General features: G+C 71.7%; 11 protein-coding genes. 5 read left to right on the top strand and 6 right to left on the bottom strand.

Annotated elements, in window-relative coordinates; genetic code table 11:
* The first annotated feature begins 98 nt into the window (after positions 1-98).
* Complete coding sequence (locus tag O0235_RS07650) at positions 99-2,258, top strand: amylo-alpha-1,6-glucosidase (RefSeq protein ID WP_270057953.1); 2,160 nt, start codon at positions 99-101, stop codon at positions 2,256-2,258.
* A gap of 135 nt (positions 2,259-2,393) precedes the next feature.
* On the top strand, positions 2,394-3,506 hold the full coding sequence (locus O0235_RS07645) for a glycosyltransferase family 4 protein (RefSeq protein WP_270057952.1): 1,113 nt from the start codon (positions 2,394-2,396) through the stop codon (positions 3,504-3,506).
* Positions 3,507-3,515: 9 nt separating this feature from the next.
* On the opposite strand, the gene O0235_RS07640 is transcribed toward O0235_RS07645, so the two are convergent.
* The 5 genes from O0235_RS07640 to O0235_RS07620 all read right to left on the bottom strand — a co-directional run bounded on the left by O0235_RS07640 (position 3,516) and on the right by O0235_RS07620 (position 8,530).
* On the bottom strand, positions 3,516-3,701 hold the full coding sequence (locus tag O0235_RS07640) for a hypothetical protein (protein WP_270057951.1): 186 nt from the start codon (positions 3,699-3,701) through the stop codon (positions 3,516-3,518).
* The gene (locus O0235_RS07635; protein ID WP_270057950.1) at positions 3,676-4,473 is read right to left on the bottom strand and encodes a P-loop NTPase family protein; all 798 of its coding nucleotides are present in this window, start codon (positions 4,471-4,473) and stop codon (positions 3,676-3,678) included. The genes O0235_RS07640 and O0235_RS07635 overlap by 26 nt, the downstream gene beginning before the upstream one ends.
* Positions 4,470-6,485 carry a methylmalonyl-CoA mutase family protein gene (locus O0235_RS07630; protein WP_506005453.1) on the bottom strand — a complete coding sequence of 672 codons (2,016 nt, stop codon included), beginning with the start codon at positions 6,483-6,485 and terminating at the stop codon, positions 4,470-4,472. Before O0235_RS07630 ends, O0235_RS07635 begins: the two co-directional genes overlap by 4 nt.
* 265 nt (positions 6,486-6,750) lie before the next feature.
* Complete coding sequence (locus O0235_RS07625; protein ID WP_270057948.1) at positions 6,751-7,713, bottom strand: electron transfer flavoprotein subunit alpha/FixB family protein; 963 nt, start codon at positions 7,711-7,713, stop codon at positions 6,751-6,753.
* A 16-nt stretch (positions 7,714-7,729) separates the two neighbouring features.
* Entirely contained in the window at positions 7,730-8,530 is an 801-nt protein-coding gene (locus tag O0235_RS07620; protein WP_270057947.1) for an electron transfer flavoprotein subunit beta/FixA family protein, read from the bottom strand.
* A gap of 349 nt (positions 8,531-8,879) precedes the next feature.
* Here O0235_RS07620 and O0235_RS07615 point away from each other — a divergent pair, with 349 nt between their 5' ends.
* From O0235_RS07615 to O0235_RS07605, 3 genes are all read left to right on the top strand, one after another.
* The gene (locus tag O0235_RS07615; protein ID WP_270057946.1) at positions 8,880-10,319 is read left to right on the top strand and encodes an ammonium transporter; all 1,440 of its coding nucleotides are present in this window, start codon (positions 8,880-8,882) and stop codon (positions 10,317-10,319) included.
* Positions 10,320-10,399: 80 nt separating this feature from the next.
* Positions 10,400-10,738: a P-II family nitrogen regulator gene (locus O0235_RS07610; protein ID WP_270057945.1), complete on the top strand. Its 339-nt coding sequence runs from the start codon at positions 10,400-10,402 to the stop codon at positions 10,736-10,738.
* Between the two features lie 174 nt (positions 10,739-10,912).
* Positions 10,913-11,395, top strand: coding sequence for a hypothetical protein (locus O0235_RS07605; RefSeq protein ID WP_270057944.1), 483 nt, complete (start codon positions 10,913-10,915; stop codon positions 11,393-11,395).
* On the opposite strand, the gene O0235_RS07600 is transcribed toward O0235_RS07605, so the two are convergent.
* Positions 11,392-12,819 carry a flavin monoamine oxidase family protein gene (locus O0235_RS07600; protein WP_270057943.1) on the bottom strand — a complete coding sequence of 476 codons (1,428 nt, stop codon included), beginning with the start codon at positions 12,817-12,819 and terminating at the stop codon, positions 11,392-11,394. The genes O0235_RS07605 and O0235_RS07600 overlap by 4 nt on opposite strands.
* Positions 12,820-12,852 lie beyond the last annotated feature (33 nt).

The following is a 12,852-nucleotide window of genomic DNA, read 5'->3' as shown; positions in this document are numbered from 1 at the left end:
GACGAATACCGTTGCGCACGGTCTGATTCGCGACACCGCCGTCGCATGCCGCGGATGACCGCGGCCGGAACCGGAGCGAAAATGACCGCGAACCGCCCATGAGCAGGACACGGGAAGCGCCGGCGCCCGGCTGGCTGCCGGTCGGCGAAGAGCCGCAGCCGGCCGGCTCGATCACGGATTGCGTCATCCTCCGGAACGAGGGCATCTCGGCCGTCGCGCTGGCGAGCGGCGATATCGACGCCGGGGCCCACGAGGCGACGGGGCTCTACCGGTGCGACATGCGCCATCTCTCCCGGCTGCGGCTCACGCTGGGGGGCGTCCCGCCCATCCTGCTCGATGCGAGCCAGTCGGGGGCCGTCTTCTCGGCGGTGTTCACGAACCCGGCGATGGCGGACCCGGGCGGCCGGGTCGTCCCGGCGCGGGCGCTGCTCATCCGGCGGCGGCGCGTGCTCGGCCGGGGCCTCGCCGAGAGCCTGACCATTTCGAACTACCACCCGGAGCCGCAGACCTTCGACGTGCGGGTGGACCTCGATGCCGATTTCCGGGACATCTTCGAAGTGCGCGGGTTCGAGCGCCGCTCGCCGCGGCCGGCCGTCGAGGTGCAGGCGGCGCGGGGCGCACTCCGCTACCGGTACGCCGGCGCCGACGGCCAGGTGCGGACGACAGCGGTCCGGTTCGACCCGGCGCCGGCGCGGCTGGGCCCGGGCGGCGCCGTCTACCGGCTGACCCTCGCGCCGCGGGAGACCGTCGTCCTCGACCTTCGCGTGAGCGCCGGCGATGCGCCGGCCGAGCGCCAGCCGCTGCCGCAGATCATCGCCCGGGTGCAGCGCGAGGAGCGGCAGTTCCTCGAGCGGGCCACCCGGTTCCAGTCGGATTACGAACCGCTGAACGATGCGGTCGAGCGGGCGCTGCTGGACATCCGGGCGCTGCGGACATCGGTCGACGGGACGGAGTTCATCGCGGCGGGGGTGCCGTGGTTCGATACGCTGTTCGGGCGCGACAGCCTCATCACGGGAATGTTCCTCGCGCCGTGGGCGCCGGAGCTGCTGCGCGGCGCGCTGGAGGTGCTCGCGCGCCACCAGGCGGTGAAGCGCGACCCGGCGAGCGACGCCGCGCCGGGGAAGATTCCCCATGAGCTGCGCTGGGGCGAGCTCGCGAACCTGGGCGAGGTGCCATTCGGGCGGTACTACGGCAGCGTGGACGCGACGCCGCTCTTCCTCGCGGCCGCGGAGGAGTACTTGGCCTGGACCGGCGACCGGGCAGCGCTCGACGGGCTGTGGCCGGCCCTGCGCGCAGCGGCCGGGTGGTGCCTGGCCGAGCTCGAGCGGTACGGCGGCGTCATCGCCTACGCGCGGGAATCGGCCGGCGGGCTCGAAAACCAGGGCTGGAAAGATTCGCACGACGCCATCCGCTGGCCGGACGGCCGGCTCGCCGAGCCGCCGATCGCGCTCGTCGAGGTGCAGGCGTACGCGCTCGCGGGCCTGCGGGCGTTCGCGCGGCTGGCCGCGCTGCGGGGCGAGCCGGCCGCCGAGGCGGAGGCAGCTGCGGAGCGGCTCGCGGGCATCATCGAGGAGCGGTTCGGCGACGACAGCCTCGGCTACGCGCTCTGTCTCGAACGGGCGCGCGTGCCGGTGCCGACGCCGGCTTCGAACGCGGGCCACCTGCTCTGGCTCGGCGAGCCGCGCCCGGCGCGGGCGGCGGCCTTCGCCGACCGGGCGTTCCAGTCGGACCTGTTCAGCGGCTGGGGCGTGCGGACGCTGGCGTCGTCGGTCGCGGGCTACAACCCGCTCGGCTACCACACCGGCTCCGTCTGGCCGCACGACAACGCGATCCTGCTCGCCGGGCTGCGGCGGCAGGGGTTCGACGACCTCGCGCGGGCGCTCGGCGATGACTTCATCGAGGCCGCGCTCGCCTTTCCCGCCTCCCGCATCCCCGAGCTGTACTGCGGCGACCCGCGCGAGCTCCGGCTCGTGCCGACGCCGTACCCGGTGGCCTCCCGTCCGCAGGCGTGGTCGGCGGCGAGCCTTCCGTTCGTGCTCACGACGCTGCTCGGCTTCCGGCCGGCCGGGCCGCGGGCGCTGGCGGTTACGCGGCCGATCCTGCCGGCGATGGTCGAATGGGTGCGGCTCCGGAATCTCCGCTTCGGCCGCGCGGCGATCGACCTCGCCTTCCGGCGCGGCGCCGCCGGCGTGGCCGTCGAAGTCGAAGACATCCGTGGCGAGGCGGCGGTAGTGCTCACGGACCGCTGGCCGGGCTGAGGCCGCGCAAGCGCCCCGGGGGCCGGCCCGGAGGCGATATTGACGTCCCGCAGATACCGTTCGCAGAATGGGCGCAAGGGCCGGCGCGGGAGCGGAGCGCGCGGCGGAGTGCATTCGAACCTCGAGGAGTGCGAGATGGAGACGATGCGGATCGCCATCGTTGCGCCGCCGTGGTTCGCCGTCCCGCCGACGGGTTACGGCGGCATCGAATGGGTCGTGAGCTACCTCGCGGACGGGCTGGCCCGGCGGGGCCACGAGGTGACGCTGTTCGCGGCCGGCGGGTCTCGAACGGAGGCGCGGCTCGTGGCCACCTTCGCGGAGCCGCCTTCAGCGCTGCTCGGCAACCCGGCCGTCGAAGCGCAGCACGTGCTCGCCGCCTACGAGCGCTGGCGGGAGTTCGACATCATCCACGACCACACCTTCCTCGGCCCGATCACCGGCGCGGCGCTGCCGGTGCCGGTGGTGCACACGCTCCACGGGCCGGTGACGCCGGAGAACCGCGGCATGATCGCGCAGCTCGCGCGGCGGCTGCACCTCGTGGCGATCAGCCATCACCAGCGGTCGACGCTGCCGGCCGGGGTGCAGGCGGCCGTCATCCACAACGGCATCGACCCGGCGGCGTTCCCCTTCAGCGACCGGCCGGGGGAGTACCTCCTCTTCTGCGGCCGGATCAACCCGGAGAAGGGGCCCGCGCAGGCGATCGAGATCGCGCGCCGCGCCGGGCTGCCGCTGCTCATGGTGGTGAAGATCAACGAGCAGCTGGAGAAGGAGTACTGGGAGGCCGAGGTGCGGCCCCGCCTCCGCGGGCTGGACGTGGAGGTGAAGCAGCAGCCGCCGACGGAGGAGAAGCTGCGGGCCTACCGCGACGCGCTGGCCACGCTCTTCCCCATCCAGTGGCCGGAGCCGTTCGGCCTCGTGATGATCGAGTCGATGGCGACGGGCACGCCGGTCATCGCCTTCCGGAACGGGTCGGTGCCGGAAGTCATCCAGGACGGGGTGACGGGCATCATCTGCGCGGACATCGACGCGGCGGCGGAGGCGGCCTGGCGGGCGAAGGAGCTCGACCGGCGGGAGTGCCGCCGGCGGGTGGAGCGCCACTTCAGCGCGGCGCTCAACGTCCTCCGGCACGAGCAGCTGTACCGCGCCATCCTCGCCGAGGGCGCCCGGCGGGACGCGGCGGCCCAGCTGCCGCTGGCGCTCGACGGGCTGGCCGGGCAGGCGGACGGGGCCGGCGCAGGCCGGGGCTGAGCCGGCGCGCTAGCCGGCGAGCGGGTCGATCGGGGCGCGGTAGGCAGCCTGCGCGCCCTCGAACGTGCCGCCCTGCGCGAGCAGCCCGGCCGCCCCGCCCTGCCGCTCCAGCAGCTCGAGACCGAACCGCCCGTATTCATCGCGCACCCACTTTTCGAAGAAGTAGCGGTCAGCGCGCCTGCCGGCCTGCGGCATCGCGGACCGAGCGGTGGGCCGCGAGGTCGTCGAGCACGTCATCGAGCCCTTCGCCGGAGATGGCGCTGGTGCGGAAGATGGGCGGGGGCGCGGCTTCGCCCGGCCGGGCGAAATCGATGCTGGCGCGGAGCGCGTGGTAGCTGCGCCGGGCGGCCGCGCCGACGTCGCATTTGTTGAGGATGAAGGCGTGGGGCACCTCCATGATGCCCGCCTTCATGAACTGGACCTGGTCGCCGCCGAGCGGCTGGAGGACGAGGTAGACGCGGTCGGCGAGCCGTTCGATTTCGACTTCGCTCTGCCCGATGCCGACGGTTTCGACGAAGACGTAGTCGAAGAGCCGTTCGAGGAGCCGGACGACGGGGTAGGTGGCGCGCCCCATGCCGCCGAGTTCGCGGTCGGAGGGCTGCGAGCGGAAGAAGAGCCGGCGTTCGCCCACCGGGAAGTGGACGCGGGTGCGGTCGCCGAGGATGGAGCCGCCCGAGCGGTGGGAGGAAGGGTCGATGGCGAGGACGGCGACTGCGGCAGCGGCTTCGCGGGCGGCGAGGCGGGCAGCGAGCTGGCCGACGAGGGTGGATTTGCCGCTGCCGGGGGTGCCGGTGAAGCCGGCGACCATGGCGCGGGGGGCGGCGCCGTGCGCTTCGAGGGCGGCGATGGCCGCCGCCTTCTCGGCGACGGCCCCGGGCCGCGTATCTTCGAACAGCCGGACGAGCCGGGCGAGGGGCCACTTATCGAGGGCGATGGCGCCCTCGACGAGCTGGTCGAGCTCGCTCACCGGGCGCCGGCGCCGGCCTGCGCTTCGACGACGTCCATGATCCGGCTCATCACATCGGCGAGGTCGAAGTCGGCCGGGGTGAAGATCTGGCGGGCGCCGAGGGCGCGGAGCGCCTCGTGGTCGTCCTTCGGGATGATGCCGCCGACGATGACGGGGATGGCGTCGCCGGCGCCGGCCGCGCGGAGCCCTTCGATGACCTGCCGGGTGAGGTCGAGGTGGGAGCCGGAGAGGATGGAGAGGCCGATGACGTCGGCCGCTTCTTCGATGGCGCTCTGGACGATCTCCTCCGGGGTGAGCCGGATGCCGGAGTAGACGACATCGAAGCCGCAGTGGCGGGCCGCGACGGCGATGACCTCGGCGCCGTTCGAATGCCCATCGAGCCCCGGCTTGCCGACGACGATGCGGGGCCGGTGGCCGGTGCGGCGGACGAACTCCTCGGCGCGGCGGCGCACCTCGGCGACGCGGTCGCTGTCGACGTAGAGGCGCTGGCCTTCGACGCCGGTGGGCGGGCGGTATTCGCCGAAGACGCGGCGGAGGGTATCGGCCCATTCGCCGGTGGTGACGCGGGCGAGGGCGCATTCGATGGACGGCTCCATCATGTTCTTGCCGGTGCGGGCCGCCTCTTCGAGGGCCGCGAGGGCCGCCTGCACGCGGGCCGGGTCGCGATTCGCCTTCACGGCGGCGAGGGCCTCGAGCGTGCGGCGCGTCTCGGCTTCGTCGACTTTGAAGATGCCGCCGTCTTCGCCGGTGAGGAGCGGCGACGGCAGGCCCTCCGTCCAGCGGTTGACGCCGACGATGACGAGTTCGCCGGAGTTGATCTTGCTGACGCGCTCGGACATGGAGCGGACGAGCTGGGATTTGAGGTAGCCGGATTCGACGGCGGCGCGGATGCCGCCCATGGCTTCGATGCGGGCGATCTCTTCGCGGGCCTGCCGCTTCAGCTCCTCGGTCTTGGATTCGATGACGACGGAGCCGTCGAAGATGTCGGGGTATTCGAGCAGGTCGGTCTCGTAGGCGAGGATCTGCTGGAGGCGGAGCGACCACTGCTGGTCCCACGGGCGGGGGAGGGAGAGCGCTTCGTTCCAGGCGGGGAGCTGGAGGGCGCGGCAGCGGGCTTTGCGGGAGAGGGTGACGCCGAGCGCTTCGATGAGGATGCGCCAGGCGTTGTTCTCCGGCTGCTGCTCGGTGAGGCCGAGGGAGTTGACCTGGACGCCGTAGCGGAAGAGCCGCTGTTTCGGGTCCTGGACGCCGTAGCGGTCGCGGGTGATCTCGTCCCAGAGCTCGACGAACGCCCGCATCTTGCACATCTCTTCGATGAAGCGGATGCCGGAGTTCACGAAGAACGAGATGCGGCCGACGACATCGGGGAAGCGCTCGGGGGGCACGGCGCCGCGCTCGCGGATGGTATCGAGGACGCCGATGGCGTTGGCGAGGGCGAAGGCGAGCTCCTGCGCGGGGGTGGCGCCGGCCTCCTGCAGGTGGTAGCTGCAGATGTTGGAGGCGTTCCACTTCGGGAGGTTGTCGAGGCAGTACTCGTACATCTCCGCGATGAGGCGGAGGCTGGCCTCGGGCGGGAAGATGTAGGTGCCGCGGGCGAGGTACTCCTTGATGATGTCGTTCTGGGTGGTGCCCTGGAGCTTGCGGACGTCCTCGCCGCGCTCGCGGGCGACGCCGATGTAGAGGGCGAGCAGCCACATCGCCGTCGCGTTGATGGTCATCGACGTGTTCATCTCGGCGAGGGGGATGCCCTCGAAGAGCTGGTGCATGTCGTCGATGGTGTTGATGGGCACGCCGACCTTGCCGACTTCCGGGAGAGCGAGGGGGTGGTCGGAGGAGTAGCCCGTCTGGGTCGGAAGGTCGAAGGCGACGGAGAGGCCGGTCTGGCCGGCGGCGAGGTTCTTCCGGTAGAGCGCGTTGGAGGCGGCGGCGCTGGAGTGGCCGGCGTAGGTGCGGAAGATCCACGGCCGGTCGGTGGTGGGATTGCCGTCGGCATCGTAGAGGCGGTGGGGCAGGCGCTGCGGCGGGGCCTGCCCGGGGTCGGTTGGTGAGGTCACGCCACCCCTCCGGGTTGGGGATTCGGGGCGCCGCCGGCGGCCTGCGGGGGCGGTGCTGCCGGGGCGGATGTGCGATTTATGGTACAGGGTTCGGCGGGAAGGGCCGAACGGCGCGTTTGGCCATCGGAGAATTGCGATAGGCGGGGAGCGCCGGGGAAACTGCGCGGGGCGGGGGAGCGCTCCCCCGCCCCGCGGGCGGCTGCGATGCGGGCGAAGCCGGGGGTTAGCCGAGCTTCTTGATCTCCTCGATGAGCGCCGGGACGACCTTCTTGTAGTCGTCGATGATGGCGTACTTCGCGGCCTTCACCATGTTGGCGTCGGGGTCCTTGTTGATGGCCACGATGTTCTTGGAGCCGGCCATGCCGGCCATGTGCTGGCTGGCGCCGGAGATGGCGACGGCGATGTAGAGGTTCGGGGAGACGACCTTGCCGGTGAGGCCGACCTGCTGGCTGGGCGGATACCAGCCGAGGTCGCAGGCGGCGCGGCTGGCGCCGGTGGCGCCCTTCAGCAGGGCGGCCAGCTCTTCGAGCATCTTGAAGCCGGAGGGGTCGCCCAGGCCGCGGCCGCCGGAGACGACGACCGGGGCATCTTCGAGGCGGATGCCGGTGCTCTCCGCCTTCTGGACGCCGAGGACTTTGACGCGGGCTTCGCCGGCGACGTCGATGGTGCTGACGCTGCCGCTGCGGGAGGCGTCGGGCGCGAGCGCATCGAACGACTTCGCCTTCACGGTGGCGATGGCGGGCGCGTTCTTGAAGGAGACCTCGGCGCGGGCGTTGCCGCCGTAGCAGGCGCGGGTGGCGATGAGCTTGCCGCCGGCGTACTTCAGGTCGACGGTCTCCATGGAGACGGCGGTGCCGAGGGCGAAGGCGAGCATCGGGCCGAGGTCGCGCCCGAGGGCCGTCTGGCCCATGAGGACGATATCGGCGCCGGACTGCTGGAGGGCGGCCTGCACGGCCGGGAGGTAGACCTCAGCGAGCGCGCCCTGGAGCGCGGGGTTGGTATCGACGATGGCGGCATCGGCGCCGAGGGCGATGAGCTCCTTGCCGAGCGCTTCGCTGCCGGCGATGAAGGCGGTGACGCTGCCGGCGCCTTCGCCGGCGAGCTTGCGGGCCGCGCCGAGGAGCTCGCCGGAGATGGGGGCCAGCGCCCCCTCGTTGGCTTCTGCGATGACCAGGATTCCTGCCATGGTGCGGTGCTCCTCCTTAGATCAGCTTCGCGGCCCGGAGCTTCTGGGCGAGGTTGCGGGCCTTCTCTTCGGGCGTATCGCCTTCGATGATCTCGACGTTGCTCTCGACCTTCGGGACGTAGAGCGCTTCGAGGACGAGGGCGCGGTTCTCCTTGCCCATCTCGCCGGCGATGCCGAGGTCGTTCGCGCCCCAGACCTGCACGGTCTTCTTGGCAGCGAGCATGATCTGGCGGAGCTGCGGGTAGCGGGGTTCGCCGAACTCGTTGGAGACGGAGACGACGGCGGGCAGCGGCGTTTCGACCGTCTGGAAGCCGTCTTCGAGGACGCGCTCGACCTTGAGGCCGGCGCCGTTCTTCTCGATCGCCTTGGCGACGGTGACGCAGGGCACGCCGAGGATCTGGGCGATGCCGAGCGGGACGACGCCCATGTCCCAGTCGGCGGCGGCGCGGCCGGTGAGGACGAGGTCGGCGCCGCCGAGCTTCTGGATGGCGGCGGCGAGGGCCTTCGCGGTCTGGAAGTTATCGATGTCCTCGAACTCGGGCCCGGTGATGAGGACGCCCTCATCGGCGCCCATGGCGAGGGCGTGCTTGATGGCGTCGCGGGCGGAATCGGGGCCGAGGCTGATGACGGTGACCTTGCCGCTGCCGGCGGCTTCCTTCAGCCGGAGGGCGGCCTCGGTGGCCTGCGGGTCGTACGGGTTGACGACCGGCGCGATGCCCTGGGCGGGGATCACCTTCTTGGCGGCTTCATCGACTTTGAACGATGCGGCCGGCGTCTCGGGGTCGGGGATTTGCTTGACACAGACGACGATGTTCACGCGGCGTTCCTTGCCTCCTGCGCGTTGCCGGTCCTCGTGCGGGGGTGCGGGCCGGGGCGATTCCTGCAGTGAATTGGGGCAAACCCGCAGCAATGTACCACACCGGGGAAGATTGTGAAATATCGCACCAATGCTGGCCGGGCAGCCAGCTGGCGGGCGGCGGCGGGCGGCCGGGAAACATGAACGTCATGGCCCGGCAATGTGTTCGAAACGCGGATGAAATCGGCGGGAAACTGCCCGTTCCTACCGTTGCGCACATCCGGCGGCTGCGGCCCGCGGGGCCCCGGGCTGCATGCGCCGGCATCTCAGCGGTGCCGCCTGGCACCGGAACGAACGGGGGTTCATCCGCATGGAGAGGCGCACCTGGCTGCGCAGACTGCACCGGCCGCTCGGGATCCTGGGCGGCGCCATCCTCGCCATGGCCGCCATCTCGGCCGCGGCCGCGCAGGAGCCTTCGACGGAAGAGACGGTGGCCGACCTGGTCTCCGCGCTCGATACGACCTGGCTCCTCGTGGCCGGTTTCCTCGTGTTCTTCATGCAGGCCGGCTTCGCGATGCTCACCGGCGGCTTCGTCCGCTCGAAGAACACCGCGAACATCCTCATGAAGAACATGATCGACGCCTGCGTCGGCGGCCTGCTCTTCTGGGCCGTCGGCTACGGCTTCGCCTACGGCACCTCCAGCTCGGCGAACGGGTTCATCGGCTGGGGCGACTTCTTCTTCAACACGTACGAGGGCTTCGCCGGCTGGTTCTTCCAGTTCGCCTTCGCGGCGGCGGCGGCCACCATCGTCGCCGGCTCGCTGGCTGAGCGGCTGAAGTTCAGCGCGTATCTCGTCTACACGGTCGTCATCACCGGCTTCATCTACCCGGTGGTGGTCCACTGGGCGTGGGATGCGAACGGCTGGCTGACGGCCTTCAAGGAAGACCCGGCCGACCTGTTCCTCGCGAACGGCTACATCGACTTCGCCGGCTCCGGCGTGGTCCACATGGTGGGCGGCTGGGCCGGCCTGGTGGGCGCGGCGCTTTTGGGGCCGCGGCTCGGGAAGTACGGCCCGGGCAAGCAGGTGAACGCCATCCCGGGCCACAACATCAGCATCGCCACGCTCGGCATGTTCATCCTCTGGTTCGGCTGGTACGGGTTCAACCCGGGCTCGACGCTGGCGCTCTCCGGCGGCGGCGCGGCCCTGGCGGCGAAGGTGGCGGTCAATACGACGCTGGCAGCCTGCGCCGGCGGCGTGGCGGCGGTCCTCTATTCGAAAATCCTGACTACCCGCTACGACCCGGGCCTGCTCATCAACGGCATCCTCGCCGGCCTCGTCTCGATCACCGCGCCCTGCGCCACGGTCGACCCGTGGGCGGCCGTGATCATCGGCGCTGTCGGTTCGCTCGTGATGTACGGCGCGGTGCTGCTGCTCGATGTGATCCGGATCGATGACCCGGTGGGCGCGTTCCCGGTGCACGGCGCCAGCGGCCTCTGGGGCGTCATCGCGGTCGGCCTCTTCTCGACGCAGGCCGGCATCGAGGGCGCCGGCTATGCTGAGCCGTCGAAGTACGGCCTGCTCGTCGGCGGCGGCTTCGAGCAGCTCGCGGCGCAGCTGGCGGGCGCGGCCTCGATCATCGCCTGGGTGGTGGTGACGGCGTTCATCCTCTTCTTCGGCATCAAGATGACGATCGGCCTCCGCGTCCCGCCGGAGGAGGAAGAGAAGGGGCTCGACCTGCTGGAGCACGGCCTCGATTCGTACCCGGACTTCGGGCCGACGGGCCAGGGCGTCTTCAGCCCGGGCGCCTAGCGAGCTCGCCAACGGGATAGACTCTCCCCGGGGCCGGCCGGCCCGGTCCCGGGGACCACGAGAGAAGGAAGGCAGATGTCATGAAGCGCATCGATGCGATCATCCGCCCCTCGCGCCTGCCCTTCGTGCGCGAGGCGCTCGAGGAGCTCGGCTACGGCGGCATGACCGTGGCCGAGGTGAAGGGCCACGGCAAGCAGCGCGGCATCACCGAGCAGTGGCGCGGCCGCGAGTACAAGGTGGAGTACCTCTCCAAGGCCTGGGTGCTCGTGGTGGTGAACGACCAGGACCTCCAGAAGGTGGTGAACGCCATCGTGGAGAACGCCCGGACCGGCGAAATCGGCGACGGCAAGATCTTCATCTCCGACGTCATCGACGTCATCCGGGTGCGGACGAACGAGCGGGGCTCCGCCGCCGTCTGACCGGGCGAGCCGGAGACAGCTCGAGGGGGCCGCGCAGGCTGCGCGGCCCCCTTTTTTGGCGCCCGCCGGGAAATGCGCCCGTAACATCCGCGCAAATCGGCCGAAACGGCTGACGGCCACAATCGGGCCAATGCAGGCCCAAACGACGCGGATGCGGGGCGGGGAGGTTGCCACGTGCCGGCGCTGACGCTCGAGCCCTTCCGGCGGCGGGTCGAACAGCTGCGGGACGCCTGGGCGGAGCGGCGCGCGCTGCGGGGCATCGCCGGCGCGCACGACCGCGCGTCGCAGGCGGCGCTGCTGCGGACGCTCCACGGCTGGGCGGTCGAGGCGGCGGCCGACATCCGCGCGGTCTACGGCGCCGGGCTGCCCGTGCAGGTGAGCCCGCTGCCGCCGGGCGACGAGGCGGGCGCCTTCACCGTCAGCGTGGCGAGGGATTACACGCTGACCTTCGCGCTGGTCGAGCGGCGGCGGATGGGCGGGCCCCGCTGGCACATCGCGGTGACGCTGAGCACGGCCGGCCCGCGGGGGGCGGCGGTGGCCGCCGGGCCGGAGCGGCGGAACGGGCAGTGGACGCGGGCGCGGCTGGAGGACCTGCTGCTCTCGCTGCTGGGCGCCTACGAACGGGACCGCTCGGAGGGACAGGGGCCGGCGGCCTAGCTGCCCTGCGCGCGGTCGAGGATTTCCGCCACGCAGCGGAGGCCGGATTCGACGGCGCCCTGGATCCAGCCGTGGGCGAGGGAGGCGTGCTCGCCGGCGAAGTGGAGCCGGCCCTCCGGCGCGATGATGTGCCGGTAGAGGTGGGTCTGCTGGCCGGGCTCGAAGAGCGCGTACGCGCCGCCCGCAAACTCGTCCTGGTGCCACACCTTGCTGGCGCCGAGTTCGAACTCCTGCCGGACGGCCGGGTGGATGACTTCGACGTTTTCGATCGCCTGGGCGAGCCGCTCATCGGGCGCGAGCGTGCCCCAGCGGCGGGCGTCTTCGGCCCAGGTGTAGCTGGCGAGGAGGATGCCGCGGCCGCCCGGCGCGCCGCCCGCGGGGTAGTAGATCGTCCGCACCGGCAGGTCGGTCACGGAGCCGCCGCCGGCGATGCCCTCATCCTCCTCCCAGAAGCGGCGGCGGCACTGGAAGAAGATCTTCGTGGCCGCGTCGTAGGAAAGGGTGCGGATGGCGCGCTGCTTGCCGCGGCTGAGCGCGGGCGTGATCTCGATGTGCCGGAGGAGCGAGAACGGGATAGTGATGACGGCGCGGTCGGCGGTGAACGTGTGCTCGCCCGCGACGGTCCGGCAGCGCACCTGCACGCCCGCCTGCGACTGGTGGATGGCGATGACGCGCATGCCGTAGCGGACGGCGTCGCCGAGCGCGGCGAGGAAGGCGCGGGGGAGGCGGTCCATGCCGCCGGGGATGGTGACGACGTCGGTGAACCAGCGGCCGGCCTCTTCGCGCAGCACCTCGAGGAAGGCGCTGTTCATGAACGGCTCCATGTGGGTGAGGAGCCCCCAGAGCTCGATGGCGCCCTGCGACCAGCCGCGCGATTCGAGGAATTCGGCGAGGGAGTACTGGTCGTATTCGCTGGCCACCTCCTCCCAGCCGAGCGCGCCGTGCCGCTCGATGGTGGCGAGCAGGGGGGCGATTTCGCGCTCCCAGCGCTGGCCGATGGGGATGTCGGCCTCGCCGGGCTGGAGTTCGAAATCGCCGGCGTGGCAGGCCGAATCGAACTCGCCCCGGCGGATGCGCTCGCCGCCGAACGCGACGTAGGTTTGCGGGTTCTCCATCACGAAGGGCACGGTTTCGAGGCCGAACCGGTCGACGTAGCGGAGGACGAGGTCGTGCGCGCGGGGGATGCGCATGGCGCCGGCTTCGCCGTAGAGGCCGTCGGAGAAGGGTTCGCGAAGGGTCTGGATGCGGCCGCCGACGCGCGGCTGGGCTTCGAGGATGGTGACGGCGAAGCCGCGGCGGCGGAGTTCGAAGGCGGCGGCGAGCCCGGCCATGCCGGCGCCGAGGACGAGGACGTGCTCGCTGCCGACAGCCGCGGGGGCCGGCTCGCCGGCGAGGTCGCGGAGCCGTTCGGGCGGGATGCTCATGCGGCGCGCAGGCTACCACAGGGGCGGATGGGC

Source organism: Tepidiforma flava (assembly GCF_027594505.1).
Lineage (GTDB): Bacteria > Chloroflexota > Dehalococcoidia > Tepidiformales > Tepidiformaceae > Tepidiforma > Tepidiforma flava.
The sequence above is the reverse complement of the archived record's forward strand: the minus strand, read 5'-3'. Positions and strand labels throughout refer to the sequence as shown.